Source organism: Paenibacillus naphthalenovorans, from assembly GCF_900099895.1.
In the GTDB taxonomy this organism is placed as follows: domain Bacteria; phylum Bacillota; class Bacilli; order Paenibacillales; family NBRC-103111; genus Paenibacillus_G; species Paenibacillus_G naphthalenovorans.
The window spans coordinates 44,390-63,125 of sequence record NZ_FNDY01000016.1 but is presented as its reverse complement, the minus strand read 5'-3'; the positions used below and the strand labels follow the sequence as shown (position 1 = coordinate 63,125).

Below are 18,736 nucleotides of genomic sequence, written 5' to 3'. Positions count from 1 at the left end.
CGAGGAATATGTGGAACCGGATCAAAGCAGGCTGGACCTTGGCCTGGCAGCAGCCTTTTGCCGTCTTTACCCTCTTTATATACAATCTCATCTGGGGCGTCGCGCTGTATAAGCTGATTCAATCCGTCGTCCTCCCCCTTCTCCATCGTTATCCGGGGAGCGACCTGCCCGTCACAGCTTCGCAGCTGTTCTGGATCGAAGGTCATTTTCAGATCATGAAGACGGACCTGCTGGAGCCGTTTCTGTGGTGGGGCATCTGCCTTCTGGGATTAAGAATGCTGGTGCATCCGCTGCTTAATGCGGGGGTATATTACTCGCTTCAACATCGGGACATGAACGCAGGCTACCGGTTCGTGGAGGGGATTCGAAAGCTGTCTCTTCCCTTCTTCGGCCTCTACTTCATCCAACTGGCGCTGCTGCTCTCTCCGCTCTACTGGCTGGTTCCTTATACAATAGAGCTGTACGGGCATCAGACTTCATATATTTCCTTCGGGAAAGCGCTGGCGCCGGCGCTGGCCGGCTACATCGCCTATTGGTTTGTGCTCCAGCTCGTCTTTTTGTTCCTTCAGATCGGAAAAACCGACGGCAGGTCGGCCATTTACACCCTGCTGTTTGTGATTCGCCATCTGCCCGCCATTATGCTGATTTCTTTATCCGTAGCAGGAATCGCTTTGGCCGTGTCCGCCGCGGTGATGGCGGCCTCGTTTTTCTGGGCCGGCTTTCTGGCCCTGATCGGATTACAAGCCTATCGGCTGGTTCAAATGTTTATTAAAGTATGGGCCATCAGCACACAATATGCGCTTTGGACGGAGAAAGCGTAGCTGATATCCTAATAAGACCGCAGAAGCACCGGTCCGCCATGGACCGGTGTCTTTGTGTTGTTATATCCCCGATTCAATTAAACAAAATTTTCAATTTAAACCGCTTAAATGTGTCAATTTTGTTACAAAAGAAGGAAAAGTGCAGTTTTCCTCGAATATGTTTATCCGAAATCAAAAAAAAGAAAATTTTGCCGAATTTCTGTTTAGGAAAACGGGGGATCCATAACCGGGTGAATTGATCTCGACAAACAACGTCAGTGATCATAGGGAACCTTCAACCGAACCCTTCAGCTAACCTCGTAGGCACCGGAAGGGGAAACTTTTTTTGAAAAAGAAGCTTGTAGGTTTTGCACTTTCGTTAGCTATGTTTTGCAGTGTTTCCGTGGGCAGCGCATTTGCTGAAACCCCACTAAGCGCAGCGGTAAACGCGGGTTTAGGCTCGCCTTACAAATGGGCAGGCAATACGACAAACGGCTTTGATTGCTCCGGCTATACTTCTTGGGTGTTCGACAAGTTCGGTATAGAACTTCCCCATTCCTCCAAAGGCCAAGCCCAAGCCGGCCAATGGGTAGCCGCAGATCAGCTCCGTCCCGGCGACCTCGTGTTCTACAACACCGACGGTAAAGGCATTTCTCATGTCGGCGTATATGTGGGAGGCGGCAAGTTCTACCACTCGGCTACGAACAAAGGCGTTACGATTACTGAAATGAGCGAATCTTACTACGCCAATCGTTATGTGACAGCCCGGCGTATTTTGTCGGACGAGCAGTACAAACAACTCATGACCGACGCCAATTGATTTGGTCAACGGATTCGCAATGCAGCTTCGGAAGCCCTCAGTGTTTGGCCCGATCCGATCGTTCGCAAAAACGGACGAAACGGACGGACAAGCCTGCAGGGCTTTCTATTTTGCAGAAACCATGCGGAAGCCTCCTGCATCCGATCTGTTCCGAATGCTGTGATTTCTATTGATTTCCCTAATGATAATGATTATAATTCTCATTGGGATCGGGGACTGTCCCCCAAATCATTCGCCTGATGTGCCAGAAAGGAGCGCCGGATCATGACTCTTCAGGAACCGGTCAACCAAGTGCTTGAACAGCGGTTTGGACTATCCGAAACCGGAATCGCCGGAGCAGAACACCGATTCCGTCTGGGCAGCCTGTTGAGACTGGAGGAGATGTCCCGGTTTATTCGCATCTATACGGAAGCTTTGAAGGGATCGCATATCGACGTAGGCGGCATGTTTTTCATCGCTTGGGTTACTCAAGTCTGTTCTGCTCTGCAGTATACCGTTTCTTGCCATCAAGCGGCCTTGAACCTGCATCTGGATCAATTGGAGCTGCAGCTCCGCCATCACTCCGATGGTCCTGCGCTGGCTTTCAGAGCGGATTCCTGCGTCGGCACGCCCTGCCCTGCCGATAACAGAGAAGAATGGCTGAGTGCGATTTTTCATCATTGGTATATCGGGCAGGTGAAGCCTCTCATCGCCTCCGTCTCCGAAGCCGCCGGCATTCCAACGGCTCAGCTGTGGGCCCAATTGGTCACCCGGCTGTATTATACGATTGACGTGATGATCGGGGAAGCGGAGGATGAAGAGACGAGAAGCCGGATTAAGGACGATTTTGCCGTTCTGGTACACCGCATCGGACCCCGGATTTTCGAGAAAAAAACCAATCTGCTGGATCTTAATTTTAAAATGGTCGAGTCTCCTGCTGATCCGGATCGTTTACTCCGGGTGAAAGCCGCGTGCTGCCTATACTACAAAACGGAAAAAGCATGCGGGAATTACTGCTTTACATGTCCCAAACTCAGCGATAAGGACCGTGAAGAGAAAAGGCGAAAGCTTTTGACAGGGACGCTTTGATCGGAAATATAAGATAAGAGTGCCGGTGTATCATACACAGCCCCGGATGAAAAAACAAGGAGGACCGGATCAGCATGCCAACGGCAAATGATCGTAGTCCTCCAACCGTGTCTGACACGGAATCCCCATTTCCTACTCTTTTCCTGTCGCCACCGGATTGTCCTTATAGCTGATCCAATCGCTCCAGCTGCCTGCGTACAGCTTGACATTGTCGAATCCGGCCTCGCTAAGCGCCAGCACGTTCGGACACGCCGTCACACCGGAGCCGCAATAGACGATAAGCTCATCGGCGTTGCGCAAGTCTGCGAACCTGGCCTTTTGCTCCGAAGCATCCTTCCATCCCCCTGAAGCTTGCAATCCTTCTTTCCAGAAATACTGCTTCGCTCCCGGAATATGTCCGGCCACCGGATCGATCGTTTCCTCGAGGCCAAGGTAACGTTTCTCTTCGCGAGAATCCACGAGCACCGTACCTGGACGCTTCAACCGGTCCTTCACCTGCTCCACATTCACCAGCATCTCGCTGCGTACCTTCGGCGTGAATACGGCCTGCTGCTCCACAGGCAGCTCCTCCGTTACGGGATACCCTGCTTCCTTCCATGCCGAGTAGCCCTTATCCAAAATATAGACTTCGTCATGACCAAGATATTTCAACAACCACCAAAACCGCGAGGCCATCGCACCGCCTTGATCGTCGTAAGCGACAACGACGGAATGCTCGTGGATACCCGCCCGGCCAAGCTTGGCGGCAAGCTTCCCGGGATCGGGAAGCGGATGGCGCCCTCCGTGCTTCTCTTTTGGACCGGACAAATCACGTTCGAGATCAAAATAAAACGCTCCGCAAATATGATCGATATCATAGCTTTGTTTTCCGGCCTCAGGCTGGCCTAATATAAAGCGGCAGTCCGCGATCACGATATGGTCCTGGATGCCGTGCTCAAACAACCATTCTTGACTGACTACATGCTTCAAGATCCAATCACTTCCTTTAATGGGGTGATATGCTGTATATTAACAGTATACACCCGAAGGGAGAAGCTGAAAAGAAAGTGATACCCAACGAGCCCCGGATTTTTTATATTGCCCCGCTCACGGAGGCGCACTGCCGCGACATCTGCAGCTGGGTTTATCCTCCGCCATACCATACCTACCATTTCCGGCCATGGGAGCTTATGCTTTCCGATCAAGAGGAATTCGCCGATGCTGAAATTCGAGTGAACCAGTACCGTGCCGTTCTGGACGCAAGCGGTGAGCTGAGCGGATTTGTGCAGTTTTTTCCTATGGTGGGCGTTACCCGGTTGGGTCTGGGCATGCGTCCCGATTTATGCGGCTGCGGCAACGGAATTCATTTTGTAAGAGCGATTGTACAGGAAGCCCAACGGTTGGCTCCACAAAATCAAATCGACCTTGAAGTGATGACTTGGAATGAAAGAGCGATCCGTGTGTATACCCGCGCCGGTTTTATCATTACGGACACCTACCAACGGATGACCCCTACCGGCATGGAAGAGTTCCACTGCATGGTATGGTCCGCATAAGGATGCATGAGAACAGATTCATTTCCGAAAACCCGCATAAGCTTCGTCGTACCTCCGGGCGCTGGTAAAGTCAAGCTCCGTCAGTCCCCCGGCGTTCCACGAGGTGAGGCGAAGCGTCACCAGCCGATAATCGATGGAAATCATCGGATGATGGTTCAGTTCCTCGGCAATCCGGGCCACTTCATCCACGAACCCGATGCCGTCCATGAAAGACGCGAAGCGGTACTTCCTTGCGATCCATTTCCCGTTCTCTTCCAACGCCCAGCCTTCCGTCCGGTTCAGGCCGACTTGCACTTCCTCTTCCGTTAATCTCCTGTGCATGCCCATCCCTCCTATACCAAATAGATGACCGTCGTAAGCGTTTCTCCTTGGTCAATGCGGATCAAGTGCCGTTTGGGGTCATGCGTGACCATACAATCGCCTATGCTCATTTGCGCCTCTACTCCCAGTCCATAGAACAGATCATCCGCCAACGTCTTCATGCATTCCTTCTGTTCCTCCTCGCTCATGGCGTCCCAATCGTCCGCCGGCATCTCCAGAAATTCGCAGCAGCCTTCCACTCCCCGCAGTGCATCGGTAAAATCATTGATGATGTCGTTGTATTCCCTTCCGAATTTAATGCCCATGGCCACCTGTCCTTCCAGCGGTAAATTCGCTTTTGCCTCATTGTACTCACAAATCCCTTGTGCCCGCAACCAGTGACGGACCAACAAAAACTCGGGTCTCGACCAATTTTCTACGCATTCATATGCAAAATCTGATACACTATAAGGATAGACAAAACAGGCGGAGGGCGAAACATGCTCAAGCTGCAGATCCCTAAAAATCGAATACACGAGCTGACAAGGCATCTGCAGAGCGATTATGAACTGGACCGGCTCGAGCGGGGATGGGAATATTTCCACAAAGGCCGTGTGGCCGGACTCGAGCTGAAGCACGGCGTGGAAGTGCATGCCTTGGTGCTCGAGCCAAATTGCGAGGTCATCATCGACATCGACCATTTCAGCAAAAGCGAATGCAGTTGTTCAACCGTAAGGAACTGCGAGCATATTGCTGCGGTCGTCTTTACTCTGTATGCTTCTTACGCGCGGCCCGAGCTTCTCCTTCAACAGCTGAAGCAGGCCATTATGATTCGCAGCCGACAGCAGCAGATCCGGTCAGGCGGCCGTACGGCGGATAAACGTCAGCAGGATCGGCTTGAGCCACCCACAGAAGAACAAAGCCCCGTGCAATGGCAGCGTTTTTTTGACCAGCAGTTTTACGGCTTCTCGCTGTCTCAGCAGCATTCGATCGAGCTGTTCCACAACGCGGCCAAAGAAAAGCTTGCCCCCTACGGCGAGGGTTGGAAATCTCCCCTTAAGGAGCTCTATGATCTGCATTTGCTGCTGTTCATCATGCGGAAGATCGAGCAGTTTTACCAAGAGACGAAAGCATCGTATCTTTCTTACTATATTGAAACCGGGTGCAGAACGATCGGACGAAAGTGTCAGGAAGAGCTGCTCCGCCTTACGCCGACGCTGGATGTGGAAGCCTTGACGCAAAGCTATTCCGCGGAGTGGAAAGAAACGCTGCATCTGATTTCGGAGTCCGCTCTGTCCGGGAAGGAGTCCCCTGTTTCGTGGCCCACCGTGTACCGCAGCGTTTGGTGGCGGATGGCAAACCTCTCTTCATGGATCGCGGAGGAACAGACTCGACTGCAGCATATGCTGCAAGCAAAGGACCTGATGCCAAAGCGTAAGGATGCGCTGCTGATGGCGGACGCGCATTTTGCCGTCATCGCGGGGGATGACGAAGCCGCCAGGCGGCAGATGGAGCAGCTCAGCAAACGTGAGGCGCGGGATTTCTTCTTTTATTTGCACCACTGCCATAAAGAGCAGGCATGGGAACGCATGCTGGCATGGCTGCGATGGCTGCTGCCGGTGGTACAGCGCGCCCAGCAGGAGGAATTACGGCAGTTTTGCCAGTATTGGATGGAAGCCGTAGGGCGGCAATCCGACGATGCGGAATGGGTGTCCGTCATGGTAGCGCTGCTGCCGCGCACGTACAACTTCTATTCGGCATATCTGCTGAAGGGCCGGCGGTATAAAGCCTGGATCGATTTGCAGTTGGCCAACCGCGTTTCCCCGAATGACCTGTACTCCGTCGATCTGCAATCCGTAGAGAAGCAGAACCCGGCACTGGTACTGCCGCTGTATCACCAAGCGGTGGAACGGTGCATTGCCGGGAAGAACCGCACCGCTTACAAGTCCGCAACCAAATTGCTCAAAAAGCTGAACAATCTATATAAAAAGCTGGACCGTCTGAACGATTGGGAGGATTACATCTACCGGCTGGCCGTAAAATACTCTCGCCTTCGCGCATTACAAGAAGAGTTGAGGAAAGGAAAATGGATACCATGATCGATACGGGAAGCATCAGCGTAAATGTGCGATGGGCGCCTCAGGGCGGATTCTTCCTGTGGGGTACCCGTCACAACGGCGGCATCTGCGACGCTTACGACCTGCGGGACTGGTTGTTTGCCTGGCATGCTCCTTCCTTCTACGGCACGTTCATTGAGGTCATCGAATGGATGAATCTGGAAGGTGTGCTGCTTCCGACGCTGGAGGCGCTGGACTATTGGGCCGCTCCAAGCACCGTTATGCATCAGCGGCTGAACTACAGCCGCGAGCTGGATGAGCTGATGCGGCTGGCGCCGGCCGTCAAAGAGGCGCTGACGCAAGGCCGCTTTATGCCCGATTTTGCCAAGTGGAAAGCCGGGACGCTCGGCTGGAAGCTGTTGCTGGATGAAGAAGCGGCCGCTCTGGCTGCCTCTCCCGCAGCGGAGCTTTGGATGGATCAGCTCATTCCCGCCTGGATCGAAGCAGACGGGGTCATGCGTCAAAATCTTGAGCGGCTGGAGCGCTCATTTCCTCTGCTCTCCCGCAGCAAATCGGCCGCCGATTTGTGGATGGACGAGGAGGATTGGCTCATCTCCATTGGCTGGCAGTCTGACGGCACGCCTTTTCGAACATGCCTGAAGCTTGAGGAGCCTGCAACTGCCGGCGGCGCCTGGCCGCTGCGCGTCGTGCTGCAGGACCGGGGGGACCAAAACGTGCAGTACGAGGCGGACCCTTCGGTTCTCAAAGCTTGGGCCACCGCGGAGACGGACGGGGAAGCGGCCGCCGGTGTGCCCGAGGCTTGGCGCAGACACCTCGGACGTGCCGTTCGCGATGCCGCCAAGTGGCGGCGCATGGTCCCCTTTCTCGCCGAAGGCGAGGAAGGCATACGCAGCCTGCTCACGCCGGACGAGGCCTGGGAACTGCTAGTGAATGGCAGCATTCGTCTGGTGGAGGCAGGCTACTCCGTATTCCTGCCGGCGTGGTGGGAGCGCATCCGCAAGTGGCGTCCCCGCCTCAAGGCGAAAATCAAGTCGTCGGTGGGGACCGGCCCCCAGCCGATGTTCGGCCTCAATCAGCTTATGCAGTTCGACTGGAAAATCGCCCTGGGCGACATCGAGCTGACGGAAGAAGAATTTCGCGAGCTGCTGGAACAAAACCGCAGGCTGGTGCAAATCCGCGGCCAGTGGGTACAGCTCGATCCCGTTCATCTCGCACAGCTGCAAAGCGTAATGCATCAGGTGCAGAAGAAGCAGGGCCTTTCCTTTCGGGATGTGCTGGAGCTGCACCTGCTGGGTACGAGCGACGGCGAGGAAGACAAGCAATTCCACCGCTCTTTGAAGATGGAGGTCGAGCTCAACGATCAGCTTCAGGAGCTGGTCGATCTTCTGAATCATGCCAAGCGGCCGCCGCTCACCGAGCCGCCCGACAGCTTCCGCGGCACCTTAAGGCCTTATCAGGTCGAGGGTATTTCGTGGCTTATGTTCTTGAGGGAATGCGGCCTGGGCGGATGCCTGGCCGACGATATGGGGCTGGGCAAAACGATTCAAATGATCACCTACCTGCTCCTTCTGCGGGAGAAACGGCTGAGCGAGGGAACGACGGATCCTTCACCCTCCCTGCTGATTTGCCCCACCTCGGTGCTAGGCAACTGGCAGAAGGAGCTGCAGCGCTTCGCTCCCGACCTGCGGGTTCATCTGCACTATGGTCCGGGACGCGCCAAGGGAGAACGTTTCGCCGAAAGCTGCCGCGGCAGCGATCTTGTGCTGACGACTTATACGCTGGCACACTTGGATGAAGCGGAGCTCTCCTCCTTGCATTGGGAATCCATATGTCTGGACGAGGCGCAGAACATCAAGAACGCCTACACGAAACAGGCATCATCCATACGCAAGCTGACGGGACAGCACCGGATCGCTCTGACCGGTACACCCATCGAGAACCGGCTGACCGAGCTGTGGTCGATTTTTGATTTTTTGAACCCCGGTTACCTTGGAACGCTGCGTGATTTTACACAGCGGTATGTCGGAGCCATCGAACGGACCCAGGATCAAGAGCTCATCGCTAAGGTACAGCGGCTCATCCGCCCGTTCCTTTTGCGGCGGGTGAAGAAGGATCCTTCGATTCAGCTTGATTTGCCGGAAAAATACGAGTATAAAACCTATGTCTCTCTAACTACGGAACAAGCTACGCTTTATGAAAACTACATTCGCGACATGTTCGAGCGCATCGATACGCTTTCGCCGATGCAACGCCGGGGCATGATTTTAACAGCCCTGACCAAGCTGAAGCAAATCTGCAACCATCCCGCATTGCTCGCCAAAGAGTCGGCCCGGTCGCCATGGCGCGGACGTTCCAACAAAGTCGAAAGGCTGTTGGAGATGGTTCAGGAGCTGCGGCAGGAAGGGGACAAATGTCTTATCTTCACCCAGTTTGTAGAGAGCGGTCTGCTGCTGCAGCGGGTGTTCGAAGAAGAATTCGGCGGCAAGGTCCCGTTCCTGCACGGCGGGAGTTCCAAAGCGGAGCGTGACCGGATGATCGAGGTATTCCAAAATGAAGCGGAGCCGGACTCCCCGGATTCAGGCATTTTCCTGCTCTCGCTGAAAGCCGGAGGCACAGGGCTCAACCTCACGGCCGCCAACCACGTGTTTCACTTTGACCGTTGGTGGAACCCCGCGGTAGAGAATCAAGCGACCGACCGGGCTTTCCGGATCGGCCAGACCCGCCATGTGCAGGTGCACAAATTCGTCACGCTGGGCACGCTGGAGGAGCGCATTGACGAGATGATCGATAAAAAGATGGAGCTCAGCCAGCAAATCGTTGGCAGCGGGGAGCAGTGGATCACCGAGTTATCGACGGAGGATCTCAAGGATCTGTTCTCGCTGCGCAGTGAGTGGGTCGAAAAGTAAACCCGGGAGGACCGGACAGCCGGTCCTTCCGCCCTTCTGTTGCTGCATCAAGCCCAACTTCATTGAACCGTGTAGACCGCCTCCGGCACCCAGCTCCGATGGCCGAAATCACGGCCCCGGATACATACGCGATCCGGATACACTTCAACGATGAGCCCTTCGCTCTTTCCCGCTTCAGGCGCGTAGGGTCCGGCTTCGTGCGACGGATCGCGGACAGAGGAGCTGTTCGCCATCACAAAGTGATCGCGCACGACGGTACGCGGCTGCGCCAGTTCCCGGTGGGAATGTCCCGAAAACAGAAGCACCTGAGGATTGGAAGACAACAGCGCCTTGAGCTTCCGATGCTGAACTACGCCTCTTCCGCTCCCTTCCCGTCCGCTCCCGGACACGGTATCCGGAAGGGGTTGATGCAGGAAGACGAATATCGGTTTCCTGACGGAGGCGGCTTCCTTTAATTTCGCTTCTAACCATTGCAACTGGCCGGCGGATAGAAAAGCATCTTCTTGCACCGACGGGTCGGACTGTCTATAGCGCTCCGTTCCAAGAAACAGAAACCGGAAGCCCCTAACCTCCCGTTCATAGTAAACTTTCGGCTCCCCGATAAAACTCAAAAATCGTTGGCTGGCAGCGGCTTCCGTCTCCCCGTTGGGGAATGTGTCCGGGCTCCAGCGTCCCAGCCGATCATGCCACATGCGGTAAAACTCATGATTGCCGATAGTATAAAAAATCCGCCGCGGATGGGGATGCTTATCCAACATTTGGCGAAGTGTACGGTAATCCTCCGGATTCCCGTTGCCCAAATCCCCGTTGATAATGAGCGCCTCAGCCTGGGGAACGGTATGGTGAAGATCGTCGAGTGCTTGTCCGAATGTTTGCAGGGCACGTTTGTCCCAGTTCTGCACATGGATGTCGCTGAGAACGGCGAACGTCATGATCCGTTCCTGCGGCTGGATCAAAGCCGCCCCTTCCACAGCATGGAGCGCGAGCCCCGCGGCAATCGCCGTGCCGATCATTAAAGCAAATCGAAAATGCAATTCATCCACTCTCCTGCCGATAATTCCAATGGATATGGATTTAATATGCCAATTTTCCCCGGCGATTACCCTAATCTATACTTCTCATGTTATAATTGGATGGATTGGGATGTAGAAGAACCGGAGCGCATCCGGACAGATCGGATGGTATGTACATGTACAAGCCGGTTTCAAGAAGCGCAACCGTGATGATGCATTCTTGTTGCGCTAATCCTACGTATAATGACGTAGAGTCAACCAGAACAAAATCCCGGAGAACCGGGATCCGTTCAATAATGGAGGTTAACGAATGCGTTACGCCATCAGCTACAAAGGTAAAATACTTGGAGAACCGATGACTCGTGAGCAGGCCGAAGTTGCACTGATGCGATTAAGCCTTTGTTTCAATAACCTGAAAATCGTTGAAGTCACTTCTGACTCATCTACGCAAGCGCTTTCTGCAAAGTATACCGGATAAGCATTCGGATGAGCATTAAGCTTAAAGTTCGTTTCAAAAGCTTCAATCGAAGAACAGTCAGACCGGCTATGCCGACGACTGGAAGGTGCCCGTAGTCCGAATAACCGGGAAATTCCACGAACAGGTTGCTCCCGTTCTGAATCGTGTTGATTACTCTTTATGTTTTATCCCGCAGATGTTTTTGTCAAACTACTTTCTAACATATCTATAATAAAAAGGAATCGCTCAGCTTCCCGAAATACATGGTCTGCCAGCAGGGGATGGATAATACTCTTTATACGACAAGACTCAATTAATTCTTTAGCAGTCTTTTTAAAATCGCGAAGAGATTTAACGGAAATTCGATTCTGATCAAGGAATTGGTCTAGTAAAGGAACTGTCTGGGATTGAGGTCGCATGGATTCCAAATCTCTGGCTTGAAAGAGCAATTGGTCGAAATCATGACTAAAGTTACGTGATTGTTCAACTAACTGCCGTTCAGAGGGGTCCAGTAAATGTCCAATAAATTTTGCATGGTCAGCCATTATCCTTAAGAAAAATACATTTTCATTAATGATTGCATCTGGTAAAGGGTCTAATCTTCCCGTATTCAGTTCTTCCAATCGGTTTCTAAAGTAAAATGCTTCTCTACTAATGTGATCGACCAACAATGGAAAGTTATTGGCTCCTGGAAGTTGGCAGCTTAAAATTAATCCTAACACTTTTCTTTTAAAAGCCCATATGCGGGAAGCCGCATTGTGCACTTCTACATTGAATCTTTTTATTACTTCAGGGTCTGTTTCAGATGTGAATGCGTTCGACCTTCTTTCAATTTCCTCAAACACCGCGTAAAACTGATTCGCCTCATGTATTAACTGGGTGTCATCGCAACGAAACCCTAATTTCAGAAAAAGCGAATGTTCCTTCATTATACGTGACCAAAACCGGACTTCGTCTAAAGAACGCATAACGAATCCATTGGACATAGTTACACCTCCATTTTACTCAATGATTAAATATTATGGACTTTGAAAGAAAGTATTCTTAAATGATGGATTCATGCGGTCCGTTTCCGCATTGACTGATCTTAATTTCTATGGCTCAGTTCATAATGAGTTCACAAATCTGATTTATAGTATCATCCATAGCGAAGTTAATTTAAAAATATGAACAGGAGGAAAAAATGAATGAAAGCTTGCTGTAATAAGATGAAACCGGGAAAGAAGGTATCCGTATTTTTGCCGGTGGTGATATCTTTTCTAGCTACCCAACACTGGTTTCATGCGCTCATCTTTCTGGTTATTGGAGGATCCGCAACCACCATGTTGAGCATGGAAGACATGATTTTATTTCGGCGTGCGATGATTGTATTAACACTTGGAACCTTGCTCTGGTCGGTTTATCAAATCGTTAGAGACGGATGGAAAAATAAAAAAATGATCGTCATGACATCCATTTCTTTCGTGGTTTCTATGACTTTTGTCATTGTTACGTTGGTTAAAATGGGATGGTGAGCCTCTGTCTAAGAGTGATGTCAAATCGGTCGTTTTTACATGTCGTTATACCCTACTCCGGTATTGTAAATGAAAGACCTTAATCATCGAGGAGGAAATCAAATGAAGAAGTTATTATTGCGTTTCGTCGTTTATTTATGTAGTTTCGTTGTGTTTGTGGGAGGGGTCGGAGCGTTCGGATATTTTCGTTCTCAAAAAGATTTTTACGGTTCGGTTCGCCAAGAGCCCGTTCCTTCTTTGCAAGGAATAAAGCAACCCGAATATGATCCCAATAAACCTACGGTTGCCGTCTTGCTGGGGAATGAAACCACGGAAGGATTGGATTTCATGACTCCGTATCAATTGTTTTCTATGACTGGCGCATACAATGTGTTTGCCGTTGCTGCGGACAATCAGGTGAAGTCACTGACTGGCGGCTTGGATGTGGTGCCGCACTACTCTTTTAAAGAAATGGATGAACTGCTGGGTAAAAGTCCTGACATTATCGCGATCCCTTACATGACCATGCTTGACCAAAAGAGCTATCAACCCGTCCGTGAATGGATACAACAACACAAGGAAACCACTTTATTGAGCATTTGCGCGGGCGCGGACAATCTTGCCGCTACTGGATTATTAAATGGAAAGTCAGCGGCATCTCACTGGCAAACGATGTGGATTCTTTCAAAGAAATATCCTGAAGTGAACTGGAAAAGGGATCTGCGTTATGTTACTAATGATGATCATGTGATATCCTCAGCAGGTATTTCATCAGGAATCGATGCCGTCCTCTATGTCATCTCACAAAAACTGGGCGATCCGATGGCGGCCAAAATAGCGAAAGAATTGAATTATCCTTCTTATCACTTCCTTCAAAATCCAAAGGTCGAACCATTTTACATCGATCTGCGCTATGCAACCTATGTATTGAATAACGCTTTTCAGTGGAACAAGAAAAAGGCAGGCGTGCTGCTGTATGACGGTATGGAGGAAATGGCACTGGCTTCCGTATTTGATATCTATTCAGACACCGGAACGACAAAGGTCCTTTCCGTTTCAAGCGCGGATGCCCCCATTGTGACGAAACACGGTTTGAACCTGCTATCCAGATACACGATGTCGAATGCCCCTCAATTGGATAAAATGATCGTTTCGGGAACACAAGCCAAATCGCTGGCTGCGGAGGATGTTAAAAACTGGAACGAAAGAGGAAAGACCACGGAGCTTCAGCTCGTCCATAGCGATTCCCCGGATCGATTTATGTTCGAAGTCCAACTTGAAGATTTAGCCCGGCAAGAGGACCTTCAAACGGCCAGACATGCGGTGAAACGAATGGAATATCGTGCGAATGATATCCATCTTGAAGGCAAGCCGTTTCCTCTTGAAACTTATGCGAACCTGCTTTTGACCGTTGTCATATCCGTGTTGGCAGCTTTTTATATTGACAGACGGTTCATCATGAAGAAGAAATAGAAATGCCCTTCACTTTTTTTTTAAATTTTCGCGGAAGCATGGAGGGGAAAGTCACACCACTGCTAAATCGGATTCCCCTCACTTCCACGGCATTTTACCGCCGCGATTAAAGGTTTCCGCATAAACAATATGGTGTCCATAGCGTAAGTTCATTCAACGGACTGACCAAAATAATGATTGCGAGGGTTGGTTGAAATGGGTAAATGGGTCATATTTGATAAATGGGTCATAACGTCAATTCTTTATGTGGCAGTCATGATAGGTGGCTTTACCATATATGATGAGTTTATCGCTGATGATACAAAACCTGCATCTGCACAAGAGCATCAATACGATGAAAATCATGGCGAAGAGGATGGAAGCAGCCATGAACATGGAAGTCATTCACAGCATGAGGATCATAGCGAGGTAATTACGTTTGTTCAATCTGATGAAAATGAAATAAAGATTTTTTTGAAGGATAAAGCAGGAAACCCAGTTAACGATTTAGAAGTAAATCATGAGAAGCTTCTTCATCTGATCATTGTGGATGAACGTCTGCAGAAGTATTATCACGTGCACCCCGAACAGTCGGGCAATGGCGAGTTTAGAATTGGAAATATGCTGCCTGAAGGATTTTATAAAGCCTTTATTGATATTAAACCGAAAAATTTAGCATTTCATGCAGAACCGATTCCGTTTGTAGTCGGCACTCCAAGCGGATCAACGAACAACGAGGAGCTTAAGCCGGACAATACGCTTACTCAGCATATCGACGGAGAAACCGTAACACTGAATATGAGTTCTTTTGATGTCAATAAGCCTGTAACGTTAGCATTTGATCTCGATAAAACCAATTTAACTCCTTATTTGGGAGCGATGGGGCATGTTGTCATTCTTGATGAAACTGCACAGAAGTTTCTTCATGTTCATCCGGCCAATCATGAGGATCCGGTTTTTGAAACAGAGTTCAAGCAGCCGGGCATCTATAAAATATGGGCTGAGTTTAAACAACATGGAAAAGTGAGAGCATTTCCTTTTGTGGTAGAAATCAAAGGGGAGAATTAAATTTGCCAAGGATATTAGTGGTAGATGATGAAGCTCACATCCGGGAATTGATACGTTTGTACTTGGAAGATGAGGGGTTTGAGCTCGTAGAAAAATCGAACGGAGCGGAGGCGTTGGAGTATGCCGAAAATCATCGAGTTGACCTGGTGATTTTGGATATTATGATGCCGAAAATGGATGGATGGGTTCTATGCCGGAAGCTCCGTGAATATGGGGATATACCGATATTGATGGTTACCGCGAGGGGGCAGTCGGCAGATCGAATCAAAGGATTTATGCTTGGAACGGATGATTACTTGGCGAAACCGTTCGACCCGGTCGAGCTGGTTCTTCGGGTGAAGGCGCTGCTCAAGCGGTATCGTATTTCTACTTCCAGTGTGATTCAATTGGGTGACGTTTCTTTAGACCGCAATAGTTATCAGGTGATCTACAACGGCGGGAGGACCGTCACCATTCCGATGAAAGAATTTGAACTGCTTTACAAACTGGGCAGCTATGCCGGGCAGTTGTTTACGCGGGAACATTTGATTGAGGACATTTGGGGCGTGGATTATGAAGGGGATGAACGGACGGTGGATGTTCACATCAAGAGGCTAAGGGAACGGTTTGCCGAATTTGAGTCTCAATTCCGCATTGTGACCATTCGCGGCTTGGGTTATCGGCTGGAGGTGTACAAAGATTAAATCGCTCTATACCCGCGTTGTATTTGTCTTTGTCGGCATTGTGATGTTGAGCCTGGTTACGGCATTTGTTGTTTCGTCCTTTTTGTATGAAGGCCGCATTCAAAAGCTAATAGAAAAAACGCTCATCCTGAACGGGGAGAAGATCATACATTCTTACCAGACAACATCATCCGCCGATTTGATTCCTTTCATGCAAAGCCTTTCTGGCCTTTCGGGTAACCTTCTTCAACTGTACAATAAGGACGGTACCCCCCTCCTTGATAGAAACAAGATATCCTTGCTAATGGATTCTGCTCAAATTGAACGCGTGCTTTCAGGCGATATCGTCCGCCATATCGATACCAGTGAGCACCAGAATGCACACGTCCCTCATTTTCCGGTCATCGGACTTCCATTTCAGGTCAATGGGGAGCCTTACGGTTTATTTGTAACCGTGGAGAAGAATCCGATCGAAGACGAGATCATGAATTCCATTCATCTCATGTATATTATTATCTTGTTTTTCGGGAGTTTTCTTATTATCGTCGCTGCCCGTTATATCGTCCACCCGATTCTTCGTTTGACAGAAGCAACAAAGCTTATGGCAAAAGGAAAGTTCGATGTTGAGCTGCAAACAAAACGGAAGGATGAAATTGGTGCTTTGAGCGTTAGCTTTACTGAAATGGCACAAGAGCTTGCGAAGCTGGATCAAATGCGGCAAGATTTCGTATCCAACGTCTCGCATGAAATTCAATCGCCTTTAACTTCGATTTCAGGTTTTAGCAAAGCGTTAAAGCAGAAGAAATTGAGTGAGGAAAGCCGAATCCATTATTTGACCATCATCGAACAGGAATGCGAGAGATTATCGCGATTAAGTCAAAATTTGCTTCAACTATCCTATTTACAGCAGGAACTTCATCCGTTGAAGCGAAGTACGTACCGACTGGATGAGCAGCTTCGAAAGGTCGTCATTGCGTTGGAGCCTCAATGGACAGCCAAAGACATTGAAATGGATGTTCAATTAGAGGCTATTACGGTACAAGCGGATGAAGATCAGCTCAGCCAGGTGTGGATCAATTTACTGAATAATAGCATTAAATTCACGCCGGTCCGTGGAACGATTCGGATTGAAGCCGGTAAGAATAACCATCTGATCACCGTCTCTATAACCGATAATGGCATTGGGATTCCTGAGGAAGAACGTGCAGATATCTTTAAACCGTTCCATAAAGTGGATAAATCCCGCGATCCTTCCGTTAAGGGAAACGGACTCGGTTTGTCGATCGTGAAAAAAATCATCGATCTTCATACCGGTGATATTCAAGTATCAGGAGCACCAGGAACAGGTTCAACGTTTACGGTTACATTGCCACAGTCAATTAAAAGTTGATCGTTTTTTCACATAACAAACGCAAAAATCCTGACCGTTTCCATGAGCGGTCAGGCATCAAACCTCCCTATTGGACTCCCAAGTGCCTCAGGAAACGGCGGAAGCCTTGACGGCCATGCGCATCCAGCTTATATACGCCCGCATCCTGGAGCACATTCAAAAATTTGCGGCCCACTTCGTTCCGAAGCACTTCTGCAGCCTTCTCGTCCGGCAATGCCGTGCCGTAGCGTTCAACCAGTTCCTTCAGCCAAGCTTTATGCTTGTGCAGCGGATGCCCGGGGTCCAGCATCATCCGCTCGTCCAACGCTGTCTCTCCGGTCAGCAATCTTGCTGCCAGTTCCAGTTCGTCCTTTAAACGTCCCGGCAGCACCGCCAGACCCATGACCTCAATCAAGCCGATGTTTTCCTTCTTAATATGATGCAGCTCCCGATGCGGGTGGAAAATACCTTCCGGATGCTCCGCACTGGTTCGGTTGTTGCGCAGCACAAGATCCAGCTCGTAATCGCCGCTTGCATTTTTGCGGGCAATGGGAGTCACGGTATTGTGCGGCACCTTCGTCCCCTCTTGCTCGGAGTAGGCTTTGATGTCTTGTGAGGGATCGCTATATTCCTTCCAGCGCTCCAAAACCATAGCGGCAAGCTTCAGCAGAAGCTCCCGGTCACGGCTTGAGAGGCGGATGACCGACATGGGCCAATGGACGATGCCGAGCTTCACTCCTGCAAAGTCCGGATGGCTGAAGCTTTCCTCCACCTCCGCCCGTTCCATCGGAAATCGGTGACGGCCGCCTTGAAAATGGTCGTGATTCAGAATCGATCCGCCCACGATCGGCAGATCGGCATTCGAGCCGATAAAATAGTGTGGAAACCGGTCAACGAAGTCAAGCAGCCGCCCGAGGGTCATCTTTGTCATTTTCATCGGCCGGTGCAACCCGTCGAAAATAATACTGTGCTCATGATAATACACATAAGGCGAATATTGGAAATACCACGTTTCACCCAACAGCTCAAGCGGAATAACCCGCAAATTCTGCCTGGCAGGGTGATTCAACCTTCCCGCATAACCCACGTTCTCTACACAGAGCAGGCACCGGGGATAATGGCTTTGAGGGGCATTTTTGAGCATCGCGATGGTTTTGGGGTCCATCTCCGGCTTGGAGAGATTAACGGTGATTTCCAGGTCTCCATACTCCGTCGGTGCAAGCCAATACAGATTTTTACGGATCCGGTCCATACGAATATAGTTGGAATCGATACACAGCTTATAGAAAAAGTCCGTCGCCCGCTCTACTCCGTCCCTCCTCGCTATAGTCCAAAACCGCTCTGCCAGCTCCGACTGCCGCGGCATCAGTTGGCCCATGATACGGGAATCCATTAAATCGCGCAGCGTCGTATGGTTTTCTTCCAATATCCCCGTATCGGCCGCGTAATCCAGCAGCGGTTCAAGCAGCTCTGCAGGACTGTCTGCGGCAGGCTCCCTCAGCTCTCCCGTATAAGGCTCGGCAATGCGAAGCAAATCGAGCAATCCGTTGCGCGCCGCGTAAACATCCAGCGGCTCAAGCAGCTTCTGCACCAATCCGAACTGAAGCAAGCGTTCCACCAGGTAAGCCGCCTTTCGATCGGAAGTGCTGCAGCCCGTTTCCGTTTGGTTATATTCCATTGTCATCCCTCCCCCTTCTAAGCTGTGGTCCCCACTT

At 50.4% G+C, this 18,736-nt stretch carries 18 protein-coding genes and 1 riboswitch; of the genes, 12 read left to right on the top strand and 6 right to left on the bottom strand.

The window, feature by feature from the left end; genetic code table 11:
- Positions 1-8 precede the first annotated feature (8 nt).
- From BLT35_RS15950 to BLT35_RS15935, 3 genes are all read left to right on the top strand, one after another.
- The gene (locus BLT35_RS15950; protein ID WP_062410299.1) at positions 9-821 is read left to right on the top strand and encodes a hypothetical protein; all 813 of its coding nucleotides are present in this window, start codon (positions 9-11) and stop codon (positions 819-821) included.
- Between the two features lie 179 nt (positions 822-1,000).
- Positions 1,001-1,142: riboswitch (cyclic di-AMP (ydaO/yuaA leader) on the top strand.
- Between the two features lie 4 nt (positions 1,143-1,146).
- Positions 1,147-1,620, top strand: coding sequence for a C40 family peptidase (locus BLT35_RS15940; protein ID WP_062410297.1), 474 nt, complete (start codon positions 1,147-1,149; stop codon positions 1,618-1,620).
- 264 nt (positions 1,621-1,884) lie between these two features.
- Complete coding sequence (locus BLT35_RS15935; RefSeq protein ID WP_062410296.1) at positions 1,885-2,688, top strand: hypothetical protein; 804 nt, start codon at positions 1,885-1,887, stop codon at positions 2,686-2,688.
- A 132-nt stretch (positions 2,689-2,820) separates the two neighbouring features.
- On the opposite strand, the gene BLT35_RS15930 is transcribed toward BLT35_RS15935, so the two are convergent.
- Positions 2,821-3,657, bottom strand: coding sequence for a sulfurtransferase (locus BLT35_RS15930; RefSeq protein ID WP_074728916.1), 837 nt, complete (start codon positions 3,655-3,657; stop codon positions 2,821-2,823).
- Positions 3,658-3,686: 29 nt separating this feature from the next.
- On the opposite strand from BLT35_RS15930, the gene BLT35_RS15925 reads away from it, so the two are divergent.
- Positions 3,687-4,223, top strand: a complete 537-nt coding sequence (locus BLT35_RS15925) for a GNAT family N-acetyltransferase (protein ID WP_082660910.1) — start codon at positions 3,687-3,689, stop codon at positions 4,221-4,223.
- Positions 4,224-4,241: 18 nt separating this feature from the next.
- On the opposite strand, the gene BLT35_RS15920 is transcribed toward BLT35_RS15925, so the two are convergent.
- Positions 4,242-4,544 (bottom strand): 4a-hydroxytetrahydrobiopterin dehydratase, encoded by a 303-nt coding sequence (locus tag BLT35_RS15920; protein WP_062410294.1) that lies wholly within the window; start codon positions 4,542-4,544, stop codon positions 4,242-4,244.
- Positions 4,545-4,555: 11 nt separating this feature from the next.
- On the bottom strand, positions 4,556-4,918 hold the full coding sequence (locus BLT35_RS15915; RefSeq protein ID WP_254777580.1) for a hypothetical protein: 363 nt from the start codon (positions 4,916-4,918) through the stop codon (positions 4,556-4,558).
- 105 nt (positions 4,919-5,023) lie between these two features.
- Here BLT35_RS15915 and BLT35_RS15910 point away from each other — a divergent pair, with 105 nt between their 5' ends.
- The gene (locus BLT35_RS15910) at positions 5,024-6,622 is read left to right on the top strand and encodes a hypothetical protein (RefSeq protein ID WP_062410293.1); all 1,599 of its coding nucleotides are present in this window, start codon (positions 5,024-5,026) and stop codon (positions 6,620-6,622) included.
- Positions 6,619-9,507, top strand: coding sequence for a DEAD/DEAH box helicase (locus BLT35_RS15905; protein WP_062411108.1), 2,889 nt, complete (start codon positions 6,619-6,621; stop codon positions 9,505-9,507). Before BLT35_RS15910 ends, BLT35_RS15905 begins: the two co-directional genes overlap by 4 nt.
- 59 nt (positions 9,508-9,566) lie before the next feature.
- Here the strand turns inward: BLT35_RS15905 and BLT35_RS15900 are convergent, their stop codons facing one another.
- Positions 9,567-10,541, bottom strand: coding sequence for a metallophosphoesterase family protein (locus tag BLT35_RS15900; protein WP_139170819.1), 975 nt, complete (start codon positions 10,539-10,541; stop codon positions 9,567-9,569).
- Between the two features lie 289 nt (positions 10,542-10,830).
- Between BLT35_RS15900 and BLT35_RS27055 the strand changes: the two genes are divergently transcribed.
- Positions 10,831-10,998: a hypothetical protein gene (locus BLT35_RS27055; RefSeq protein WP_171006005.1), complete on the top strand. Its 168-nt coding sequence runs from the start codon at positions 10,831-10,833 to the stop codon at positions 10,996-10,998.
- A 164-nt stretch (positions 10,999-11,162) separates the two neighbouring features.
- On the opposite strand, the gene BLT35_RS15895 is transcribed toward BLT35_RS27055, so the two are convergent.
- Positions 11,163-11,963 (bottom strand): DUF2935 domain-containing protein, encoded by an 801-nt coding sequence (locus tag BLT35_RS15895; protein ID WP_054817028.1) that lies wholly within the window; start codon positions 11,961-11,963, stop codon positions 11,163-11,165.
- Positions 11,964-12,164: 201 nt separating this feature from the next.
- On the opposite strand from BLT35_RS15895, the gene BLT35_RS15890 reads away from it, so the two are divergent.
- The 5 genes from BLT35_RS15890 (at position 12,165) to BLT35_RS15870 (ending at position 17,042) form a co-directional block, all read left to right on the top strand.
- On the top strand, positions 12,165-12,491 hold the full coding sequence (locus BLT35_RS15890; protein ID WP_074728914.1) for a hypothetical protein: 327 nt from the start codon (positions 12,165-12,167) through the stop codon (positions 12,489-12,491).
- A 102-nt stretch (positions 12,492-12,593) separates the two neighbouring features.
- A complete protein-coding gene (locus tag BLT35_RS15885; RefSeq protein ID WP_074728911.1) occupies positions 12,594-13,943 on the top strand; it encodes a DJ-1/PfpI family protein in 1,350 nt (449 codons plus the stop codon).
- A 195-nt stretch (positions 13,944-14,138) separates the two neighbouring features.
- Positions 14,139-14,990 (top strand): DUF8832 domain-containing protein, encoded by an 852-nt coding sequence (locus BLT35_RS15880; protein WP_074728909.1) that lies wholly within the window; start codon positions 14,139-14,141, stop codon positions 14,988-14,990.
- A gap of 2 nt (positions 14,991-14,992) precedes the next feature.
- Positions 14,993-15,673, top strand: coding sequence for a response regulator transcription factor (locus BLT35_RS15875; RefSeq protein ID WP_074728908.1), 681 nt, complete (start codon positions 14,993-14,995; stop codon positions 15,671-15,673).
- Positions 15,648-17,042 carry a sensor histidine kinase gene (locus tag BLT35_RS15870; RefSeq protein ID WP_496559585.1) on the top strand — a complete coding sequence of 465 codons (1,395 nt, stop codon included), beginning with the start codon at positions 15,648-15,650 and terminating at the stop codon, positions 17,040-17,042. Before BLT35_RS15875 ends, BLT35_RS15870 begins: the two co-directional genes overlap by 26 nt.
- 67 nt (positions 17,043-17,109) lie before the next feature.
- On the opposite strand, the gene BLT35_RS15865 is transcribed toward BLT35_RS15870, so the two are convergent.
- The gene (locus tag BLT35_RS15865) at positions 17,110-18,699 is read right to left on the bottom strand and encodes a UDP-glucose--hexose-1-phosphate uridylyltransferase (protein ID WP_074728903.1); all 1,590 of its coding nucleotides are present in this window, start codon (positions 18,697-18,699) and stop codon (positions 17,110-17,112) included.
- Positions 18,700-18,736: the final 37 nt, after the last annotated feature.